General features: G+C 38.4%; 15 protein-coding genes. 3 read left to right on the top strand and 12 right to left on the bottom strand.

Annotated features, from left to right (window positions below; translation table 11 throughout):
- Positions 1–46: 46 nt before the first annotated feature.
- Entirely contained in the window at positions 47–1,633 is a 1,587-nt protein-coding gene (locus PLEUR7319_RS0101905; protein WP_019503514.1) for a BamA/TamA family outer membrane protein, read from the bottom strand.
- A 205-nt stretch (positions 1,634–1,838) separates the two neighbouring features.
- On the bottom strand, positions 1,839–5,390 hold the full coding sequence (locus PLEUR7319_RS0101900; protein WP_019503513.1) for a plasmid replication protein, CyRepA1 family: 3,552 nt from the start codon (positions 5,388–5,390) through the stop codon (positions 1,839–1,841).
- A gap of 838 nt (positions 5,391–6,228) precedes the next feature.
- Here PLEUR7319_RS0101900 and PLEUR7319_RS0101895 point away from each other — a divergent pair.
- Positions 6,229–7,272 carry a hypothetical protein gene (locus tag PLEUR7319_RS0101895; protein ID WP_051044375.1) on the top strand — a complete coding sequence of 348 codons (1,044 nt, stop codon included), beginning with the start codon at positions 6,229–6,231 and terminating at the stop codon, positions 7,270–7,272.
- Positions 7,273–7,434: 162 nt separating this feature from the next.
- Here the strand turns inward: PLEUR7319_RS0101895 and PLEUR7319_RS0101890 are convergent, their stop codons facing one another.
- Complete coding sequence (locus tag PLEUR7319_RS0101890) at positions 7,435–7,908, bottom strand: response regulator (protein WP_019503511.1); 474 nt, start codon at positions 7,906–7,908, stop codon at positions 7,435–7,437.
- Positions 7,909–8,373: 465 nt separating this feature from the next.
- On the opposite strand from PLEUR7319_RS0101890, the gene PLEUR7319_RS0101885 reads away from it, so the two are divergent.
- Positions 8,374–8,907 carry a universal stress protein gene (locus tag PLEUR7319_RS0101885; RefSeq protein WP_019503510.1) on the top strand — a complete coding sequence of 178 codons (534 nt, stop codon included), beginning with the start codon at positions 8,374–8,376 and terminating at the stop codon, positions 8,905–8,907.
- Positions 8,908–9,355: 448 nt separating this feature from the next.
- Here PLEUR7319_RS0101885 and PLEUR7319_RS33855 read toward each other — a convergent pair whose 3' ends face one another.
- The 9 genes from PLEUR7319_RS33855 to PLEUR7319_RS0101835 form a co-directional block, all read right to left on the bottom strand.
- Positions 9,356–9,805, bottom strand: coding sequence for a phosphate-starvation-inducible PsiE family protein (locus PLEUR7319_RS33855; protein WP_019503509.1), 450 nt, complete (start codon positions 9,803–9,805; stop codon positions 9,356–9,358).
- Positions 9,806–9,859: 54 nt separating this feature from the next.
- Complete coding sequence (locus PLEUR7319_RS41170) at positions 9,860–10,825, bottom strand: hypothetical protein (protein WP_019503508.1); 966 nt, start codon at positions 10,823–10,825, stop codon at positions 9,860–9,862.
- 960 nt (positions 10,826–11,785) lie between these two features.
- Entirely contained in the window at positions 11,786–13,156 is a 1,371-nt protein-coding gene (gene gntT, locus PLEUR7319_RS0101870) for a guanitoxin biosynthesis MATE family efflux transporter GntT (RefSeq protein WP_026102249.1), read from the bottom strand.
- A 169-nt stretch (positions 13,157–13,325) separates the two neighbouring features.
- Positions 13,326–14,972: an NAD(P)H-quinone oxidoreductase subunit 4 gene (locus PLEUR7319_RS0101865; RefSeq protein ID WP_019503506.1), complete on the bottom strand. Its 1,647-nt coding sequence runs from the start codon at positions 14,970–14,972 to the stop codon at positions 13,326–13,328.
- 511 nt (positions 14,973–15,483) lie between these two features.
- Entirely contained in the window at positions 15,484–17,520 is a 2,037-nt protein-coding gene (locus tag PLEUR7319_RS0101860) for an NAD(P)H-quinone oxidoreductase subunit 5 (protein ID WP_019503505.1), read from the bottom strand.
- A gap of 170 nt (positions 17,521–17,690) precedes the next feature.
- A complete protein-coding gene (locus PLEUR7319_RS0101855; protein ID WP_158441806.1) occupies positions 17,691–18,587 on the bottom strand; it encodes a DPP IV N-terminal domain-containing protein in 897 nt (298 codons plus the stop codon).
- A gap of 429 nt (positions 18,588–19,016) precedes the next feature.
- Positions 19,017–19,232: a hypothetical protein gene (locus tag PLEUR7319_RS42430; protein WP_019503503.1), complete on the bottom strand. Its 216-nt coding sequence runs from the start codon at positions 19,230–19,232 to the stop codon at positions 19,017–19,019.
- A gap of 345 nt (positions 19,233–19,577) precedes the next feature.
- Entirely contained in the window at positions 19,578–20,852 is a 1,275-nt protein-coding gene (locus PLEUR7319_RS0101840) for a hypothetical protein (protein WP_019503502.1), read from the bottom strand.
- 72 nt (positions 20,853–20,924) lie between these two features.
- On the bottom strand, positions 20,925–21,233 hold the full coding sequence (locus PLEUR7319_RS0101835) for a hypothetical protein (protein ID WP_019503501.1): 309 nt from the start codon (positions 21,231–21,233) through the stop codon (positions 20,925–20,927).
- Between the two features lie 487 nt (positions 21,234–21,720).
- Here PLEUR7319_RS0101835 and PLEUR7319_RS42425 point away from each other — a divergent pair, with 487 nt between their 5' ends.
- Positions 21,721–21,858, top strand: a complete 138-nt coding sequence (locus tag PLEUR7319_RS42425; RefSeq protein WP_019503500.1) for a hypothetical protein — start codon at positions 21,721–21,723, stop codon at positions 21,856–21,858.
- Positions 21,859–21,960 lie beyond the last annotated feature (102 nt).

Here is a 21,960-nt window from a genome sequence, read left to right as displayed (position 1 = left end):
CGCCACCTTAAAAATAGCACTGTCTCAAGTATCATAACGAAATTGATCAAAAACGCTCACCAATATTAAAGTGAAAGGCACTTCCTCCATCATCATTGAGAGCAAATTCTAGTCTTACAGTGCCATAACGAGTCAAAACCCTTAAACCCAAACCATAACCGAAAGCACTACCTGGTTTATCTCTGACTTCGGCTGGTCTGCCTTTAACACTATCTGCTGAATCGAGATCTGTTCCATAGTCTACAAATAAAGTGCCTCCTACATCAAATTTGTTACTAAAAGCATCAAACTTAAACATCGGAAAGCGGTATTCTGCTGTAGCTTGCACAAAACTTCTTCCAGTACCCACTTCACCACCAGTAAAGCCCCGCACCGAACTAGAACCGCCCAAGCTAAATCCTTCGTAGGGAGGCAAATCCCCAATCACTGTTCCTCCTTGAAAATTTAAAACTAAAGTCCGATCTCCTTCAGTAAAACCAAATAAGTTTAAAGGTAAAAACTGAGTATAGTTAGCAGTCAGACGGTTGTATAAAATACTGGCATCACCGATCGGAATTGACTGATCCATACCAAACAGTAACCGATATCCCAGTGTAGGATTAGAGGTACTATTACGTCGATCTAAAACACTGGCAAAGTTAATAGTTAATAAATCATCTCGACCATTATCACTAAAAGTTAGTTGATTGCCATTTTCATCTACTGGCTCTAATGAATCAGAAAATATACCATCTCGAGCAGAAACTTTTTGATAAGATACCCCTAATGCACCTTCAAAATCTTCACTGAAAGGGAAAAAATATTCTACACCTCCACCAAATCTCTCAATCCAAGGATCGCCCTCACCATCTGGTAAATTTAATTCAGTATCTCCGTTTTCAAATTCTGGTTCTACAGTTTGGCGATTAAATATATTCACTGCATAACCGCGATCGTGGCGCCAAAAATCTCGATATTCTAAGTCTAAACCTAAAGTGTCTGCGCCCCCTTCAACACCCAAAGATATTGTTTTGTTTGTACCACCTAAATTAAGTAAACCCAAACGGACTCCACCAGATATTCCATTAGCTCGATGGGACTGAGGAATAACTGTTACTGTTCTGGCAGCCCCTTGTAAGGCTGTTGGCGGAGGTAAAGTCAAACCAAATCTCAAGAAGAAAGGATTACTTTCTTCTACTGTCACTACCATGACTACATTATTGTTTGTCGTTGATGGTTTGAGGTCAAGAGTACCACGCTTAATAATGAACAAATCGTTGACTCTATCTAAACCTTTCTGTGCCAACTCAGGATCGTAAACGTCTCCTGGTTTGAGTTCAAACTCTTGGATAATAATATTTGGTTTAGTTTTTCCAGTTACTGGTTGATTGTTGCGATCGACAAAGTTAACTTGAATTTCGTCAATAGTTTGTTCATTACCGAGGGGTATAGTATCAGGGTCGTCGCTATTTAGATTTTGATTAAATACTTGAGCAAGTTTTGCTTGTTGCTCTGATATGGCAGCTATAGGTATTTTTTGTCCCCAGCTGGCTGTTGCTAAAGCTAGATAAATAGAAATCAAACTAAAACCAAAAGTGGAATAACGTTGAGAGGTTAAAAACTGACATAATTTTAGGATTAAATTACTACTCATATTCCTAGGATTTAGTGTTTAAGACTCAAAATAAATTTATGCTCAATATTACTTGCTATTCGCCAGTTGTGAATACAAACCAGCTTATTTGTTAATATTCTCAGCTATTTATTTAGAAACTAGCCAAATTTCTCCCTCTTAGCTGATTCAGTTTAGCTCTATGGCGACAAGTTCTTGTTTCTCCTTCTCTTCTAAATTGGCTTGGTCAGCAGAATTGTAGTTCTTGGCAGTTGACTATAGTTTCCTCTCCTTGTTTATTGATAATCTTAGCGACTATTCCAGTAGTTGCTTTGACGATCCATTGTTCTTTATTCCTCAGCCATTTAACTATCGTTCCCGGTTGAATTGAATAGGGGGAAGCTAATTGTTTTTTTGCTTTACTAGAGTCAGTATCAGGGGATAAAGAATTATCTTTCCCGATAGTGGACACCGAAAGTAAATTGGAATTACTGGAGGTAGTTGAAGAATTATTTGTTAGTTTGGCTGGCATTAGAGTTTGATCTCGCTGAAGCCAGGATGCAAAAATTCTTTCCCTACTATCATCAGGCGGTTTAAAGACATATACTCGTTCTCTTGTTTTTCTGGAACCAAGACGACCGATGTAAGTAAGTTTAAGACCTAAAAGACTGAGTAGTTTCTGAGCAATTTTAATTGGTGTGTCTGATTTAACTATTGTCAAACCGAGAAATGTCTTTAATTCTCTCTGATTCGATAATGCTAATTCAGCTATTAATTGTAAATTGGGATCGCTACCTCGATGTTTAACTCCAGGTTTAAGTAAACCAGTAATTAAAGTTTCTAATAGTCTTAAGGGAGTCGATAGTAAACTGCGATTGAAATCTGGTAGCCAGAGACGATTCTTAGTGTTGGCAGCGATCGCTCGAAGTTGTCGTGAATCCCGTTGGATTAGATAAGGTCTACCGACGGTAAGATAATAATGAAAAAGTATTTTGGAATACCAACCTTGATCGTCTTGAGTGACCAATTCTGTGGTAATGGGAATGTCTTCGCCATATCTTCTAACTAAGTTGCCTTTACGTTCAGTCCATCTTTCTGGTTTAGTTTTGGCGCGTTTATCTTTTAATTTTTGATATTCTGCATCTGTGGGATTGGGCGAATTTGCTATCTGACCACATTCAACTTGATATTTGGTGTTGGCTACCTGTTTTAGTTGTGCTTCTATATCTGATGCAGAATTTAGTATGTCTGCTTGAGGATCGGGGGGAGTAGTGACTAGATGTCCTTCTCTAATTAATCCTTCAATAATAGATCTACGATAGTTTTGCATGGTGAGATTGATATAGCACCCTCTTCTTGCCCAAGTATTTAGCGATTCTGGTTGGAAATTAGAATTGAGATCGAGATCGCATAAGGAAGCATCAGCAGCCTGTAAGAAGCGAATATTAGTACTCGCTTTGTTCTTAGTGCTAGCAATCAAAGCTTTTTTGACTGCACTTCCATTACCAACCATACATTTATGAAAACCTCTTTTAGCAGCCCAAAGATAACGAGGAACAGGGGAACGGTTACGGGCTAGTACTTGACGAATCGAATCGGCTGTCTGTACTCCTTGGGCGATCGCCCAGACGGAAGTAAAGTGGGGTATAGTAGTTACTTTTCCTAGAGATGTGATAATGCCTTGTAATAAAAGCTTAAATGCTAGGGGAATTTGAGTATAGGGAGTAATCTGTCGTTTACATTCAATACTGACTCCGGTTTCAATTGATGGAGAGGCGATCGCAATATCGTAAAGCGGTAATATTTCATTGAGATGAGCAATGCAACCATAAGCACTATGATGAGGATCGGCTACTGTCTCGGAATCGATACGCAAAATTTTCTTATGGGGAAATTCTAGCTGCAAATAAGATTCTAAATTTTGAGTACCCCATTTCGATTGTAGTTTTTGAGCTGAACAACTAATAAATGGTTTGCCACCAGCTTGAATATGACTAACCAAATCACGAACTAAATGAGCGGGATTTTTCTCTTCGTAGTTATAAATTGTCCAGCGTTGCTCTTCTGGAGGCTGCCAATCGTTTACAACCACAAAGGGTTCGACATGAAAACCAGCAAGGGAAACAATGTAGTCAATCGCGACATTTGATAAATCTGCATCAGCTAAATAGACTTTTCCCTCTCCAGAAAGATTATTTTGAATTAGGGTTTTAAACTGGGATAAAATCTCAACTCGCTCTTGAGTACAGGTTGCTGAATTGAGTAAATGCCAAATAACTTGTTCCGCTTCATCAATAATTACTATTCCATCTTCCCAGTTATTGGCATCAAATCTAGCACCAGAATTAGGATGTAAGGAGTCAATGCACAGTCCATAACCCAGTACAGTACCGTATTCAACTGTCTTTATTTCGGTCAGGTAGGGCAATCCTACTCTTTGACATAGTGCTTCACCAAGTTGAATGCGGTGAGTTAATAGCAAAACCCATTTTCCCTCTCTAGTGGCTTGATTGACAATTTGTTCGAGTAAATGAGTTTTCCCTGTACCTTTGGGGGATTTTAGGCATATAAGTTGGGCATCATCGGGAATTTTTAAGGTTGATTCAGAGGCTGCTGATAAAACATTATCTGTTGGGATAGATACTTGATTCTGGTCAGTGTCTTTTTGATTATCTTCTAGTTGAGTGCACTTGGTCTGAGAGGGAACAGGGAATAAGGAACGGGGAACAGATCTTTCTTTTTTTGAATTAGCTAGAGAACCTAAGTAGCGTTGATTGAGATTTATGTTAATTGGATAGGTAAGTTGCACTTGAGTTTGAACTAACCAGGTTTCTAAAGTTAGTGCGTTATTGTAAGCGTGATGGAATGCTTCTGAACCATGAGTAACAATTAGGTCATCAACTCCCTTGGCTGGTTCTAACCAACTAATCACTTTTACCTGAGCTTCAGCTCTGACTAAGAGTTTTCCTGTTTTGGCGATCGCTTTATTGACATTAGCAATAGTATTAGCTTTGGTATCCCGATCAAAAGCAAAATAAATTGTCCGTCCAGGTTGAGCAAAGACTTCAAGTTGCGGTATGAGTTTAGCCAAACCAGTTTTGCGTCCAAATTCATCTTTTGGTTGACGATAACCATTGAAGACACCAGGAAGAGCGATCGCAGCATAGCCTTGACTCAACAAAGCAGCAGCTTTTTTGGCTCCTTCGGTAATAACTAGGGGAATTTCAGGATGGTTTACTACCCATTCCCAAAAAGATATTGGTTCATTTCTGTCCCGCAGTTTAAAAGCTAGAGCAGAGAAAAATAGTTTTACATTATTTTGTTCGGCGATTTTGAGCCATATATATTGAGAAACTTTGAGCGCAATTATTCCCGTCGGGTGTTTTGGCGGAGCTTCATATTTAATAATCTTGCCCTTATCTGCCGATAGTCGAGGCTGAAGTGGTTTAAACTGCCCCCAGAGATCGTCTTGATAATTGTTGAGAACATTAACTCCCGAGACCCACCAACCTCCTTGCTCAACATGTCGATAACGCTTGAGTACACTATAGCTAACTGCACCTGTATTAATTCTGCTCAGGCGATCAGATATAAACAAACGATCTAATGCTGTATTTCCTGCTAAATGAAAAAAGTTGAGCTTGATTAGATCCGGATGAATACCACTGCCTAGATTAAGTTCTTGATATTGAGCAGAAGTTAATTGATTGGGTAGTAGAGTATTATCATTTAGTTTTGCTGAATTATAATTGCTTCGTATTTGAGATTGGTTAGGAGATAAAGTTGGTTGCTGGGTCATTAGATTAAAGACTTTCAAATTTTGTTTGAAGCCTTAATCCCATGTTGAATAAGCACTACAAAGCCCACAAATGCTAAATTTAATTAAAAATTTTGGCATTTTGCTTTCAATCTCAAAAGATTAACGGTAGAATAATAACTATGTTTGGATAATTATCATTTTTTGCCGTTTCCCCTGCCAGGGAAATGACAATGGTTTGTAGGTGGGGCTTAGATTTGTGTTTATATTCATCGCATGGAATCTAGGCTCTATTTTTATGTGCAAATTTAAAATGGAGCTGATAAGTTACTGAATTATTTTTTTACAGTGGCTTTACTGGATTACTAAACTTTTTTGGTCTCTACTCAATCTCCCTCTGTTTTTCTTTAGTTCTCTCGCAGCTTAACATTGGTAAAAATACTAATTCAATAGTATAAAGTTACTAATACGCGAGCTTCACAGGTAAAACTGTACGCGAGCTTCACAGGTAGAAGAAAAAAAAATACGCGAGCTTCACAGGTAAAACTATACGCGAGCTTCACAGGTGAAATCTCACAAGGTACTGTTATGATTGGTTTTTTAATTTTGAAAAGCCAAAAAAAATACGCGAGCTTCACAGGTAAAACTGTACGCGAGCTTCACAGGTAGAAGAAAAAAAAATACGCGAGCTTCACAGGTAAAATCGTACGCGAGCTTCACAGGTAAAGTTTAAGTTATGTAAACTTTAGAGACTGCTACTGTTTCTGAATCAAGAGAATTTAAGGTTAATATTTTTATAGAAGATATTTATAGATATGACATTAAAGTAGTGAGTGAAAGAGAAGCTAACGAATTTTTTTCGGTGGATGGGCAGCTATTGATGGTATTACCTAGAGCCTCAGCATCCCTCAGAAATCCTGATGTACGATTGCCAATTCTCAGGAAAGATAAAAGCAGTTATTATCTGGAGATGCAGGTTGATGCCGATCCTGAAGATGACCGAGAGTTAGCAGTTACTCGACGTGTTGCCCTAAATGAGCTTTCTCAAGCTGAATGGAGCGAATTAGAGGCTCAATATAATGATTTAGACTTAAGTGTTTGTAACGATATAGGGATCAATAAAGCTTTAGAAAAAATCAGTGACTGTCGAATTCAGCGTTTGTTTTTAGCTCTGCTGACTTTCTTGAATCCGAGACAAGTAAGTATCATTCTCTATTTATATCGAGAAGCAGCTGGTCAGGGTAATGGTCCTTTGATATCCTTTCGTTCTAATGATTTGCTAGAGAGTTTAGGATACTCTAAAACCAAAGATGGTGGATTTACTGCCCGTGTGCGATCGCAACTAAACCAAGATTTGGTAGCTTTGCATCGTACAGAATTAGTCTTTGCTCGTTCCTTGCAAAAGGGAGAGCAAGTGGGTGCTAAAGTTACTGTCAAAAGTATTCTTCGCATTCGAGATTACGAAATTGACAAGGTTCCCCGTAATTTTGATTTAGCTAAGGCGGCAGACTATACCTACGAACTAGCTGATGCCTACACTGTTGCGCTTGAGTTTTTTGAAGGTTCGTCAAGACCAGATCATGATGTGCTTTTTTCGAGCACTATTGATATTAAAGAAAGGTCAGGAGGCAATGCTAAACGCGACTATAAATCTAAGCTACTGATTTATTTAGCCAGCAGAATGAAGTGGGATCGATTAAGGGATGGTCAGTATCTATTAATATCTAAGAATTGTTTACTTAAAAATCTCGATCTTTTAGGTAGTAATAAGTCTCGTAACAACAAAATTTTATGGCGTACTATCGAACAACTTAACCAAGATGATTATATTCACGAAGCACAAGAGTTGGCAGGAAAACGCAATCGCACTAAAATTCAGTTTCAGATCAATCCTCAAAAGATTAAATGTATAAATATTGATTAATTAATTTTTTCATAAAAAGTTGACCAAGACAGAATCAATAGTAACCATGAGGTACTGAAACTGCGAAGAACCAGTAAAAAATGATATTCAATTGTTTCTGTGTAGTTTTTCAAGGGTAGAGGAAATTTTAGTATATTGTTAAGCTAGTTTACGCAGAAGCTGCTAGCAGATAGCAGATAGCTTGTATGAGCAAAATGAGTTTTCAAATATGTTTTTTTGAAAAAAAGAAGCTAAATAGTGGCGAATTTTCTGTTTTAGGTCTTCAATAAAATAGGGTTTACTTAGATAATCATCGCAACCAGCCTCAAAAGCTCTATCTATTTCTTGCTTTCTAGCTAGAGCAGAAATAGCGATAATGGGCATATTTTTAGCTAATTTATGTTGTTTAAGAAGACTAATTACCTCAAATCCATTTATATCTGGCAGTACTAAATCAAGAATAACTAGATCTATCTCATATTTAGTTGCTAAATTTAGAGCATCTTTGCCTGTATCTGCTGTAACAAAATTATGGTTTAATAAAATTAGCGTTTGGGAAATAAACAGTAGGTTATCTTCATCATCTTCTACAACTAAGATAATAGGTACGTTAGAATTATTAGCTTTAATTCTTTGACGACAGGATTTTACGTTCATTTTTATCTTTAATAGTTGATATAAAAAAACGCAACTTGGTTAGTGGAGTATCTGCACTGACTGTAAGTTGGATCGCCAGATTTTCTTATAGATCGCACCGCTCTCTGCTTTTAGATATCTAGTTAAGGAGAGAATGATTTGAGTAAAGTTTCTTTTATTTAAAATAGCTTAATTAATTATGATTATACGTTAAAAATTAATAAGCAAATGAGAGTAATCTATCTTCTACTAGATTTATTATCAAAATAGTTATAGGTATTATAGTCGAGAGAATACCACGACACTGATTAAAAAGCTCCCTAGAGGAAAATTAAATCAAGTTTCAATTTCTCTCAATACAATCTTTTTTTGTGACACGATCAAAAATCTTCACAAGTTCCTCAACTTGGTTGTATACAAAAGAATTATCAGTCTCAAAGTATTATTTATTTAACGCTTAAAGAGGTGGATTAGAGGTAAATTAAGATGATCAATAGAATCCTGGTAGCAGTAGACCGTTCCGAAAGAAACAAGTCTGTCTTTAATTCAGCAGTAGCACTTGCCAAAACGACTGGTTCAACTTTGATGCTCTTGCACGTTTTATCGGATGAAGAAGCAGGTTATCCTATGTTGCCAACTTATGCTTATTATCCAATAGTAGATGATCGTAATTACGAAATGTATCACGAAAAGTTAGAAGAGTATAAACAGTGGGGCATTGATTTTTTACAGCAACTAACTCAGCAAGCAACAGAAGAAGGAGTAGCCACTGAATACACTCAATTAACTGGCAATCCAGGACGGACGATTTGTGAATTAGCAGATACTTGGGAAGCTGATTTAATTTTGGTTGGCAGTCGTGGTCTTAAAGGCATTAAAGAAATGTTTCTTGGTAGTGTTAGTAACTATGTTACTCATCATGCGCCTTGTTCAGTTTTAATTGTGCGTTTGGCGATTGCGGGAGAATCAGATTCAAATGATATTACTTCTGAAGAAAAATTAGCTTCTAATAACCAGTAGAAAAATAAACTAAGTAGTAGTTATGCTAAATCTACTTACATTGATTAACAAAATATTCAATGAGATAGGAGGTATTTTTTTATCAAAGTTTTTAGTCATTAGTCTTTAGTTTTTAGTTTAAATTAAGTACTAAAAACAAATTGAGTATAAGACTCCACTGTCTTTATAGTGTCTCCGTTTAGGTATAGTTCAAGACTATATTTGAATGACTAACTACTAACAAAGGCGATTTGGTTCGCCTCATGTACTAACTACTAATAACTTCCTTTATTTGATCTAAGTAAACCCTAATTACTTGGAACAGCTATTACAGATTTTATTGGCAACCTGTATATATCTTTATTTAAACTTGTTCACTATTAACTACGAATTCTAAATATAAAAACATTCCAATTAGGTAAGAATTGGAATGTTTATTATAAACTCAACATTATTTAATTAATGTAGATTAGTGTTCTTTTGGTAAATCTTCGACTTTATAGCTAATAAACATCAGAGCTCCCATAGAGGCTAAGAAAGCACAGATAGCGAAGATGTGCATTGCACTCAGGTGAATTATACCTTCAACAATTACTTCTCTTAAGGCAGATACAACAGCAAGTTCTACCGCTACGCCCACATAGATGCGATGATGTTTTAAATAAACTGCCACTAGGCGGAATAATTCTACTAAGATTAATAAAAAGAGACTTTGACCAGTAACTTGCTTAATATCTGCTCCTGCGCTTAATCCCATAAAAGTATCTACTAAGACCAGACACATTTTAAATACCAAAGCAATCCCGCAGCCGAAGACAAGTACGTCTTGGAAGTTATCGAGACTTTTAAACATCCGCTTAAGACTGAATCTAGACTCGAAAGAACGATTATTGCTTTGAACACCCATTGTATTATTCATGATTCTATTTTTTACTACAGTTTTGCGATTTTGTTACTTGTTAAAATTATCTATTTAGGCAGCTTTCTGATCTTCTTGATCTTGCTCGCTTTGATTTTTAAATTCAATCGTGTCTTGATTGTTAGATTTTTCTGTATTGTCAGCAGCTACACTTAGTGTTTTTGTATTTTCAGAAACAACTTTTAAAGATGGAGTATCTTGTTTGATTTCTGCTGTTTGTTCTTGCTGATTTGCGCTAGAATTTTGCGATTGACTATTCTTTCTAGGTTTATAAACAAACTCAGGAATAATTATTCCTAAACCAATTGCAGTTAAGAAACTGAAAAATTCAATTCGCTGTGCTTTTTTAGAGACAAGGAACTCAGGAATTCCTAGAGGACCACCAGCAGCATCGGCACCGTGACCAGCATCGGCACCGTGACCAGCATCAGCACCGTGACCAGCATCGGCACCGTGACCAGCATCGGCACCGTGACCAGCATCAGCACCGTGACCAGCATCGGCACCGTGACCAGCATCAGCACCGTGACCAGCATCGGCACCGTGACCAGCATCGGCACCATATCCGCCAGTAGCAGGACCATGACCAGCATCAGCACCGTGACCAGCATCGGCACCATATCCGCCAGTAGCGGAACCATGACCAGCATCAGCACCGTGACCAGCATCAGTACCATATCCGCCAGTAGCGGGACCATGACCAGCATCAGCACCGTAACCAGTTTCAGCACCATATCCGCCAGTAGCAGGACCATGACCAGCATCAGCACCGTGACCAGTTTCAGCACCATATCCGCCAGTAGCAGGACCATGACCAGCATCAGCACCGTAACCAGTTTCAGCACCATATCCGCCAGTAGCAGGACCATGACCAGCATCAGCACCGTAACTAGTCTCAGCACCGTAACCAGTCTCAGCACCGTAACCGCCAGCAGCTTCAGCAATTTTTCCTGGTGCTAAAAGTGCAATTGATAATGTTGCTAATGGAAGAACTTTTAATAAATTTAAATCGAATTTCATGGCTTGGGAATTAAGAGCTATAAATTAATTTCTACACCATATACATTAATCAAAAAAAGTGACAAAATCGGAACAAGAAAAATAAAAAACTCCCAATTTTAATTGAAAACTAATACCTAATGGCTCAAAGTGTTGAATTAGTTACTTGTATAGTAACTAAATAGCTGATTAAAAATTCAGAGCTTGTTCGAGTAAAGTGAGTTTTATCTTAAAATAATCTTGCTCACCCGTAGTTAGCTATCAGGTTTAAAACCCTATTTAATTGGTTGGTAGCTGATAGCTTTACTCTTTGATTTACTAGTTGGTATCTTTATAGATAAATAATCCAAACTACATAAGTAGGTAGTCTAAAAAATAAACCAAACTTTTTACTTGACAAACAAGATATAAAAAGCTTGGTTTATTTAGTAGTTACTAAAAGTAATAAAAAAATTAGTTACACGATTAAAGATATGGGAGCATCCCACTTTTTCGATTAAGTAATTATACTCATTGCTAAAATGACCTTTTTTCCAAGGTTTTTATACACTTGACAAAAAACAGAAATTAGGAGTGTGCAAAAGTGGGATGCTCCCTAAAGATATTTAATATCAAGTAGGTTAATCAATTAGATTAAAATATATAAGTAGGTGGGTGTAATTAAATATAAAATGCCTACGGCAAGAAAATAGGGAACAGGGAACAGAGAAACAGCTCAATAGTATGGTTTCATAAATTATTCTGTCTACCTACTTATGTAGATTTTTTTCTACTGTTATTTAAGCTAAACTCTCAGTTTCTCCCGACTCTTCATCTGTGAAGAAAGAGAATGTATTATTCTGCCCTTTATTTTTGTTAGATACAGAGAGGTGGGAGACTTTGAGTTTTACGTTTCATTGAGAAAGTAATTTTTGTTAAAAGAGTTGATTAATACTTTGATGACTGAAAAAAATTTCAAATTTGAATTGGGAACTAATCTGATTATTTCAACTCGCTCTGTAATGCCAAATTTTGGTTACTCTGAAGTGAAAAAATATTCACGACTAAAGCAATTGCTAGTGTTGCCATATAAAGAGTCAATGATAACCAAAGTAGATGATTGCTTTGAAGATGCCAAGAAATCGCAGCCATAGGAGTAAATCCTAAACTTAAAGCGGTTAAAGCAGAATTTCTTAGTATAGTCCCTTCTTTTAAGCCAACAACATATCCTTCCAGAATGTAACCAGTTGCACAACAGGTCGAAAGCGGCAGTAACCAGGTTAAGTAGGCGATCGCCGATTGACTGACTTCGGTATGACTGGTGAGTAAACCCAAAATTGCTTGAGGATGCAGAATCGTTATTATGGAAAATATAGATGAAATTGCTACGCCGGAAAAAATAGAGACGGTTAATAAAGGTATCATTTGTTCAGTTTCACCCTTCCCTTTAAAGTTTCCAATTAGCGTTTGGGTAGTAAGACCAATACCATTAATTGTATATTGACTGAGAAGTACAATCTGTAGCAATAATCCGTTGATGGCAATTATCTCAGTTCCCATACCTGCGCTTAGGTTGGTGAATAATGAGTAAGCAGTAATTACTGCTAGGCAGCGAATAAAAATATTGCCGTTGAGCATAACAATAGATTTTAGGGCTTGCCAATCGAAGACCTCATTCAAAGCTGAGGGTAACGTTTTCCACTTGATACTAATAGCGACACCGATCAAACCAACAATTAGTGCTAGATATTGACTTAATGCTGTAGCAAATCCAGCTCCCATACTTCCCCAGCCCCATTGATTAATCATTAGATAATCTAAAATAGCGTTAGAGCCATTAGCGATTATGGAAATTGCTAGTACCACAGCACTTTTTTCTTGTCCTAAAAACCAACCGATAAGAACGAAGTTAAGCAGAACTGCTGGTGCTCCCCAAATCCGAGCATTAAAGTAATCAAGCCCGAAAGCTTCAATGTCTGGAGAACCCGATAAGATAGCAAAACCAAGTTTATGAATTGGGTATTGTAAGATTAAAATGACTGATGCGATCGCCAGGGCAACTACAGCACCTCTTAAACCTGCTAAAAGAATTTTTTGATGATTATCTTCACCTACTGCTTCAGCAGTAATGGCATTAGTGCCGCTACGAAAAAATTTTAATATGCGATAGATATAATCAAATAATATACCTCCTAAAACTACTCCTGCTAAGTATCGGATATCTGCGAGATGACCCAGAAAAGCAGTGTCGCAGATTCCTGCTAAGGGGATCATCATGTTGGAGAAAATATTGACACTTGCGAGCTTGGAAAATCGAGGTAAAAAGCTACTATAACGAGATGAAAGAGAAAGAGAGAAAAGTGATGAATTCATAGAAAAGCTATGTTTGAGCTGATAACTGTATTAACTGGAAGAAATCAAATAGTGAGAAAACAGTGAAGGTAGGTTTTGGAGATGAGCCAAAAGTTTAGCTTTGTTTCACCTACCTTCTGTTCTCGATTATTCAATTGAGTTCTATTTAGTACATTCAGGTAAGAAGCAACTAGCTGATGTTGGAGAGAGTGAATCGCTCGAACTCGTTGACACTAAGTAAACCGAGAGTTTCAGTGTGTGGCAGCTCAGGCACAAGATGATTCTTGGTTGAGGCATAGAGTTCAGGCATCTGTGAAGTGTGAGCTAAAATGTGGTGTTCATGTGCTGCTACTTCGGTAGTTTTAGCATCGTAAGTTTGAGTGACTAACTTAGGATAGAAACCAATTCCAATGATGGGAATTAAAAGACAAGCAGTGATGAAGATTTCACGAGGTTTAGCATCGGACCAAACTAGGTCTTTGACACTTAAGACCGGATTTTCCGCACCATAGAAGAGGACTCTGAGCATCGAGAGCAAGTAGATGGGAGTCATAATCAATCCAACTGCCGCCAAGATGATTACCACAGCTTTGAAAGTAGGAGTGTAAGCATCGCTGGTAGTTAAACCGAGGAAGATAGTAATCTCGCCGACAAAACCACTCATACCAGGAAGAGCTAAAGAGGCAAAACAACCGGCAGTGAACAGAGCGAAGGTTTTGGGCATTTTCTGAGCCAAGCCACTCATTTCATCCAGCCACAAAGTATGGGTGCGTTCGTAAGCAACTCCACAGAGGAAGAAGAGGCTAGCAGCAATCAAACCGTGAGAGAGCATTTGTAACATGGCACCGCTCAAACCCAAATCGTTGAAGCAAGCAATACCAATTAAGACAAAACCCATGTGGGAAATTGAAGAGTAGGCCATACGGCGTTTGATATTGGTCTGTGCAAAAGCAGCGAAGGCACCGTAGACGATATTGACAATTCCTAAGACGATTAAGACCGGAGCAAAATAAACATGAGCATCAGCTAACATTTCAATGTTCATGCGAATCAGAGCATAACCACCCATTTTGAGCAAGACACCGGCTAAAACCATGGAGATGGGAGCAGAAGCTTCACCGTGGGCATCGGGCAACCAGGTATGGAAAGGAAAGATGGGCAGTTTGACACCAAAGGAGATTAAGAAACCAGTGTAAGCGAGAATTTCTAATGCCAGAGGATATTGTTTGAGACTTAAAGCTTCGATATCAAAAGTAGTAGTACCACCGTAGAAAGCTAGAGCTAGACCAGCAGCTAAGATAAAGACCGAACCGAGAGCGGTGTAGAGAATGAACTTAGTAGCAGCATAACGACGTTTGGGACCACCCCAAATGGAAATCAGTAGATAGACAGGAACCAACTCTAATTCCCACATGAGGAAGAATAAGAGTAAATCTTTGGCGAGGAAGACCCCAATCTGGGCGCTATACATGGCCAACAAGAGGAAGTAAAACAAGCGGGGCTTAGTTTGAACTTTCCAAGCGGCAAAGATCGACAGAGTAGTGACGACTCCAGTGAGCATGACTAAGGGCCAAGAGAGGTCATCAGCACCCAGAGACCAACTCAGACCGAGTTGGGGGAGCCAGGAATAGGTCTCGACTAACTGAAATGCGGGATTATGAAAATCGTAATGTTGCCAGGAAACGAAAGCGATTAAAGCCAGATCAATCAGACCAACACCGAAGGCATACCAACGGACAGTTTTGCCGTCTTTATCGGGAATGAAGGGAATGAACAAGGCAGCTAATAACGGGAATACGGTGACTATCGTCAGCCAGGGAATATGAGTATTAATCATTGGACTTGATAAGTAAAAGTTAAGTTAAGTTAAGATGGGTGCAAAAAAACCGTGGAGATTTATTTACCATCTGCAAATTTTTCTTGTACTTATAGTAGTCCTACAAAAGTGACAAAGCTGGAACAGAAATGAAATAGATCCAAAAAAAGTGCTTAAAAGGATGCGATCTCTTTAGCATATATAGGTTACAAGAATTAGTTACTGATTATTTTGATTAACTGTTTTAGGCTCTCAGAGTTGTTTGGTTATCAATTATTAGCTATCAGCCATAGCATTACGCTTTAAGCTTAGGACATGAGATATTGGTTCAAAGGGAACAGGGAATAGAAGATGTCCTAATATTTTCTCGTAGTGCTATAACCAAAAGTTGTGGTTAAACATAAGAAAAAGCGATCGCTGTAGGTAAAGCGATCGCTTTGTTGTTGGGTGTTTCTTATTGGTTGCTATTGAACATTGAGTAGCCTATCTTGCTAACTACCAAAGTCCATTAACTCTGTATTAACTCTTTTATCTAAGTCAGGGTGAATAGCACCATGAAGCTTAATACAGCACCAAAAATAATTAGAGCATAGAATTGAACACGACCAGTTTCCAGGTATTTTAAACCTTCACCACCAACGAGAGTAACTAAACCAGTCAAGTTAACTGCACCATCAACTACTTTAGAATCGACCTCCATAATCTGTCTTGCTATACGACGAGTACTTTGAACAAAGATCTTGTCATAGATATCATCGATGTACCATTTGTTGAGAGATAATCGATAAAGAGCAGGAAACTTATTGGCGATCGCTGCTGGCTCAATTTTATGCTGAAGATACATCAGGGAAGCCACTGTAATACCAATCAAAGCTATACCTACAGAGTTACCTGCCATAATCAGAAATTCTGTCCAATCAAAGTGGCTGGCCTCAGTAACAATTTCTCCTGGGGCATGAATAAATTTTTCAAAGACATTATCCCAAGGTCTACCAAGCCAACCGATCAAGAAAGAAGGAATAGCCAACACCATTAAAGGTAAGGTCATGGTGAGAGATGATTCATGAGGAGATTCACTATGACCATGTTCGTGGTTTTCAGATGCTAATTCTTGAACATTCATCGCACCAGGACCAAAAGCGGGACGATTCGCCTCTACTAGAAGTTCTTGTCTAATCGACATTTCATTACCGCGGAATGAACCTTCAAAGGTCATGAAATAGATGCGGAACATATAAAAAGCAGTCAGACCAGCAGTTGCCCAGCCAATAAACCAGAGAGCAGGATTAGCACCAAAAGCCAGTCCTAAAATTTCATCTTTAGACCAGAAGCCAGCAAAAGGAGGAATACCGCAGATTGCTAGAGTACCAATTAAAAAAGTCACAGCTGTGATTGGCATATGTTTACGTAAACCACCCATCAGACGCATATCTTGCGCTAAGACTGGGTCGTGTCCGACTACTTCTTCCATGCCGTGAATTACTGAACCAGAACAAAGGAAAAGCATTGCTTTGAAATAAGCATGGGTCATGAGGTGAAATAAACCAGCTGAATAGGCACCGATCCCCATAGCCATTACCATATAGCCAAGTTGGGACATAGTGGAATATGCTAGACCCTTTTTAATGTCATTTTGGGTCAGAGCGATCGTAGCTCCCAACATAGCAGTGAAAGCTCCTGTCCAAGCGATGGTATTCATCACTACTGGAATATTCTCAAATACAGGATACATCCGAGCAATGAGAAAAACTCCGGCAGCAACCATAGTGGCAGCGTGAATTAAAGCAGAAATAGGCGTAGGACCTTCCATGGCATCTGGTAGCCAAACATGGAGAGGAAATTGTGCTGATTTTGCTACTGGTCCTAGAAAAACTAGCACTGCAAACAGAGCTGCCAGTCCTCCTGGCAAAGCACCAGAGGAAACTAAGTCTTGTAGACGTTCTCCCATGAATCCAAAATCAAAACTGCCTGTAGCCCAATACAAACCAAGTATTCCCAGTAAGAGGCCAAAGTCACCCACTCGGTTAGTTACAAAAGCTTTTTGACAGGCATCAGCAGCACCTTGCCGCTCAAACCAGAAACCAATCAGCAGATAAGAACACATACCGACTAATTCCCAGAACACATATATCTGTACCAGGTTAGAACTAACAACTAAACCTAACATTGAGGAACTAAAAATGCTCAAGTAGGCATAGAACCTTACATAACCTGGATCGTGAGCCATATAACCATCGGTGTAGATCATCACCAAAAAAGCTACAGTAGTCACAATGACCAACATCAGAGAACTGAGAGGATCGATGGTATAGCCCATCGTGATATGAAAATCACTTGCTGCTGCCCATTCAATTGTCCGGGAATAAGCTTCATGTCCCTGAATTTGACTCCAGAGTAAATTAAATGAGAGTACCATCGCACTCCCTATCAGAGAGATCAGGAAGACAGCGTTGATTTTTCTAAGATTATTGGTAAATTTATTGAGCGATATCAGACCAGCTCCAACCATTGCTGCTCCTAAGAGCGGTAGCAATGGAATTAGCCATGCATATTGATAAAGAAGTTCCATGATTTTAAGTTAAATTTTCGCTGTAATTTGCTTGATAAATTTGTTATTAGTTAATAGAGGTCTTGACGATTAGCTACGCTAGCCTTGGGATCGCCAGGATAAATAACATCTAAATTTCTGCTAAAAAGATTTAAAGTAATGAAGTAATGGTTTTGATTAGTTAATTTAACCTATATTGTCGAAGCTAAAGATTGCCAGTCAGGGTTGATGTCTAATCCTGCTATTTGCGGTTTTACTAACTGAGTTTGCTTTGTACCGTCAGTATTCATGGTGAACAAAACATTACCGCGATCATATACAATTTTGCTACCGTCAGGAGACCAGCTAGGATTTTTCTCTTGATCTTTAGTATTGGTAAGCTGTTTAAATTGGTCTCCTTGGGTATTCATTATATAAATATCAAAGCTCTGAAGCCCGCTACTAAAAACAATCTTGCTGCCGTCGGGAGACCAACTAGGTGCTAAATCATACTCGCTATTGTTGGTTAGCTGCTGTAAGTCAGAACCATCGGCATCGATAGTATAAATTTCAGCATCTTCATTACCACAACATTTCTGTGGGAAAAGAACAAAGGCAATTTTATTACCATCAGGCGACCAGACGGGAGATTGAGCATTATTACTAGTGAGCTTATGATCGGTGAGTTGATGCTCTTGAGAACCGTCAGAGTTCACTATATAGAGGTCATAGATATATTTAGAGTCTTCAGATCCAGAAAAGACAATTTTGCTATCATCAGGAGACCAGTTAGGGCTAAATGCTCCCGCTTTGGGATCAGTAATTCTTGATGGACTACTTCCATCGGCGTTCATTGTCCAGATTGAACCATCCCAGGCGAACGCAACTTGACTACCGTCATGAGACCAAGTTGGTTCTATACCAAAGTTAATTAGCTGTTGCAGTTCAGAACCATCAGGGTTGACGGCATAGATACCATCAGAAGAAACATACTCAAAAAATGAATAGAAGACAATCTTGCCATTGGATTTTGAGACTGTTTCAGCAGGTTGAACTGGGCTAGTAAGACAGGTAGTAAGAAATAAACCTAATAGCGTGGGACTTATCAATCGAGAAAAATACATCATCATTTCTTAGCGGTTAGTATCAAAAAATCAAACAAGTAGTTATGTTTGACTGGTTATTAGTTTTTTAGTCATAGGCATCAGGAGCAAAAACAATTAGGGCGATCGAAACTGGGGGAAGAGCAAATACAACAATGGCAAATAAGAGTAACATAATGTTTTCCTTAAACTAAATGGACTAAAAATTGAACGATATGCTTCTGAATTAACAGCGGTCAAAATTATGGAATTTTTTAAGGCAACTTTAGAAGACCAATAGTTTTTGAGAAATCAAAAATGTGTTGCGCGAGGTCTTCAAAATTGCTTTTACTCAACCTAATGTTACAGATGAATTTTGGGATATATTGTCGAGTCCTTACACCAAGAAGCTTTGCTAACTCTACTCTAATTCTCATCAAATATAAATAAGAATCTCTATTGATGAGAGTCTGGGCTGTTACCTCCTGGTGTAGTCATGGCTAGATTATCAACAATTAAGCTTGATTTTCTAGAGTCGGAATCGGCAAGATACTTCTCGAACACAAACTCGCTATAATCAGCTAGGTTATCTAGACCCAGGAAGCTAAATAAAACCTCTATGAATAACCAAACAGTTGTTTTTACGATTAATTTTTTCCATTTAACCTGCATTGATACTGCTAATTGAGACGTCTGAGGTAGAGATTATTGAACTAATACAATAATTAACCGAAGCCAAATTTCTTCCACAGATAGATTTAGCAGTCAATTAAATCTACATAAACTAAGACAATATCAAGAATGAAGATTAATGAGGTAATAATTACTTCAACTTCCGTACAGTCAACTCAAAGTGTAGAGTGTCTAAAACAAGAAGAAAATAGGCATTGCTTGTTTGAAGTATGAACTTAAGATAGTTAGTTTTTAGCTTTACGCTTTAAAAAATTGTCGATCACTATAAAAGATAAGTTCATAAATCAACTTGAGAGAAAGCAATTGAAGGAAAAGGGAACAAAATTAATCATCCATTTCCTTGAGAGTAGCAACAGTGGAAGCAGACATTTGACTGAGATATCTAAAGATCCAGTACTTGACAATGGTATCCATCACCACCGGCACCGTCGCAATAAACAGGGAAATAGCACTATGATTAGCGGCAACACCTAAGTGATTAGCCATACTCTCCAAGAGAACTTCCCAACCATGAGGAGAGTGGAAACCGACAAACATATCGGTAAACAGAATAATGGCAAAGGCTTTGGCACTATCACTCAAACCGTAGATAATATTGTCCACAAAGGACTTGAGAGTCTCAATATCTCGGCGCCGAATTAAGAGCACCAGGGCAAAGGCAAATAGACCGACAAAATCAGCGAAGACATTACTAATGGAATTGATATTTTTACGATGGTAAGTAGTAGCAATTTCATTAGCTTCCTCTTGAACTTTCTCTTCGAGAACTTCAGGAGCGATAGGAGGAACACCTTTGAACATATGCTCCATCTTCAGCTCTTCTTCATAGGCATTAAGCTCCATGAGTGCTTCTTCGCGCCATTCAGAATTTAACTCATCGAGAGAAACCGGAGTATCACCACGATACTCCTGGACGATAGGTGCAATCACAAAATGCTTGGAGACTTGCTGAGTCAAAATCGGGATCACAATCAGTAAGGCTAATAGCCGCACTGCAACTTTAGTTATGGCACGAGAACGGCGAAACTCATTGACTACCTCTTGCTCAGACTTGGGATTGAAGTCATTTTTAATCTTGTCAAAAGTTTTACCAACCGAGCCAGTGTTTAAAAAGTTATTAACCGGGTTAGAAACATTACGAGGCTGCTGAGTGCGGGCTCGGGGTGGAGAGATGGGAGCAGTGCTGGAGGGGACATCGACTACCTGATTAGTAGATAAGGAGGAGCCAGATGCTGGAGGCTCAGAGAGGGGAACCAAGGCAGCAGGGGAGCCAGATTGATTATAGTTAGCTAAAATCCCTTCGGCAAAAATCAATTTCTCGAGATGATTGGAACCGAGTTTGCCTGAGGCGGAACTGCTAGAGTTAAATTGGTCCACTCCAGCTTGCAAAATCTCCAAATTTTCCAGAACTTCAGCTTGTAAGCGGTCGTTTTGTAGAGATTCAATGGGAACACGATAGCCACTGAAATAGTGGTTTTCAATCGTCTTAATTTTAGAAGCAGCCTCATAAGCAGTCTTGAGAGATTGCTCAGGGTTACCAAAAAATTGGTCTTTGAGTTGGCTCAAAGGAGATTTACGTTGGAAAAAGCCAGATGACATTATGTTGGTAAAAGTTAGATTAAATTACAATTAAAGGGAAAAAATCGCTATTAAAAACAAGCTGATTATGTTTCAGGCAGCGAGATAACTATCGGCCACAATATGATTTTTATTATTTTGAGTAGTAGTGGAAGAGGTAGTGGTAACGACAGAGAGATAATTGCCATTAAAAAGCTTTTGGCGAGCAGACTTAGAGCGTCTACGGCGCTGAACAGAATTAACAGAGGGTAAACAGTTAGCGGTGACTTGAGAGTTAATAATGGCACCAGCAACAACATGACGACCGTTAGCAATCTGAGTCATGATTGAGCGATGGCGGTAATGGGGAATAGAGTGAGAATGGTTTTGGGAGTTAGTGAGTTGAGATAAAGAAGAAGTCATAACCAAAAAATTGTTCCTCTAGACTAGATAGCAATAGGGATAGATGCAGTGGAAATTAATTTCCGCCTTTAGAATAAACCGATCAAAGTAACGAACTCGGAACAAAAAAGTAACAAACTAGTAAAAATCTTAGTATTTTTAGCTAAAAACAGTTGCTATACGTCGAAGTTTCAAGTTTTTAAAAGTTCAGATATCAATTTCAAAGTATGTGTTGTGTAGAGATTTAGTTAGTTATTTATACTTATCTCGTTTTTTACAATTAAATCATAATCTAAAACTGCCCTCGTACTTGGCTTGACGAGACTTTGTCCATCGTGGATAAGGATAATAGCCGAATGATTCAATTTTAATATAAAGTAGTGTAAAGTAAGAGTTGTCTCGTGGATTTAATTTAGTCGTTTTGTGAAGGCGAACAATGAGATTGCAGCTTTCTGACTTAGAAATTAGTAGGTGGAATTAGACCCACTGCCAAAATTGTCTTCATCAAGTGAGCTGCTCGGAAGCAGCCGAAGATTACCGTAAAGTAAACAAGCGACTATTTGAGAAGCAAGTAGCAGACATAACACCAATTGAAGATCAGTTTGTCCCTCGTAGTGTAGTTAAGAAAAAAAGAGATAAATCATGAAACTGTTGTTAGTCGAAGACGATCGCGAAATAAGTGAATTACTCAGCGAAGTATTGAGTGACGAACAATATCTAGTCGATGTCGCCAGCGACGGCGAAGAAG

The organism is Pleurocapsa sp. PCC 7319, assembly GCF_000332195.1.
Lineage (GTDB): Bacteria > Cyanobacteriota > Cyanobacteriia > Cyanobacteriales > Xenococcaceae > Waterburya.
This window is presented reverse-complemented; position numbering and strand designations above follow the sequence as displayed.

Coding starts and splice junctions, on each gene's coding strand:
- PLEUR7319_RS0101885 (WP_019503510.1), top strand. CDS start 8,374: ATGATCAATAGAATCCTGGTAGCAGTAGACCGTTCCGAAAGAAACAAG.
- PLEUR7319_RS0101900 (WP_019503513.1), bottom strand. CDS start 5,390: ATGACCCAGCAACCAACTTTATCTCCTAACCAATCTCAAATACGAAGC.
- PLEUR7319_RS0101840 (WP_019503502.1), bottom strand. CDS start 20,852: ATGTCATCTGGCTTTTTCCAACGTAAATCTCCTTTGAGCCAACTCAAA.
- PLEUR7319_RS0101860 (WP_019503505.1), bottom strand. CDS start 17,520: ATGGAACTTCTTTATCAATATGCATGGCTAATTCCATTGCTACCGCTC.
- PLEUR7319_RS0101905 (WP_019503514.1), bottom strand. CDS start 1,633: ATGAGTAGTAATTTAATCCTAAAATTATGTCAGTTTTTAACCTCTCAA.
- PLEUR7319_RS0101890 (WP_019503511.1), bottom strand. CDS start 7,908: ATGAACGTAAAATCCTGTCGTCAAAGAATTAAAGCTAATAATTCTAAC.
- PLEUR7319_RS0101835 (WP_019503501.1), bottom strand. CDS start 21,233: ATGACTTCTTCTTTATCTCAACTCACTAACTCCCAAAACCATTCTCAC.
- gntT (WP_026102249.1), bottom strand. CDS start 13,156: ATGAATTCATCACTTTTCTCTCTTTCTCTTTCATCTCGTTATAGTAGC.
- PLEUR7319_RS33855 (WP_019503509.1), bottom strand. CDS start 9,805: ATGAATAATACAATGGGTGTTCAAAGCAATAATCGTTCTTTCGAGTCT.
- PLEUR7319_RS0101895 (WP_051044375.1), top strand. CDS start 6,229: ATGGTATTACCTAGAGCCTCAGCATCCCTCAGAAATCCTGATGTACGA.
- PLEUR7319_RS41170 (WP_019503508.1), bottom strand. CDS start 10,825: ATGAAATTCGATTTAAATTTATTAAAAGTTCTTCCATTAGCAACATTA.
- PLEUR7319_RS42430 (WP_019503503.1), bottom strand. CDS start 19,232: ATGCAGGTTAAATGGAAAAAATTAATCGTAAAAACAACTGTTTGGTTA.
- PLEUR7319_RS0101865 (WP_019503506.1), bottom strand. CDS start 14,972: ATGATTAATACTCATATTCCCTGGCTGACGATAGTCACCGTATTCCCG.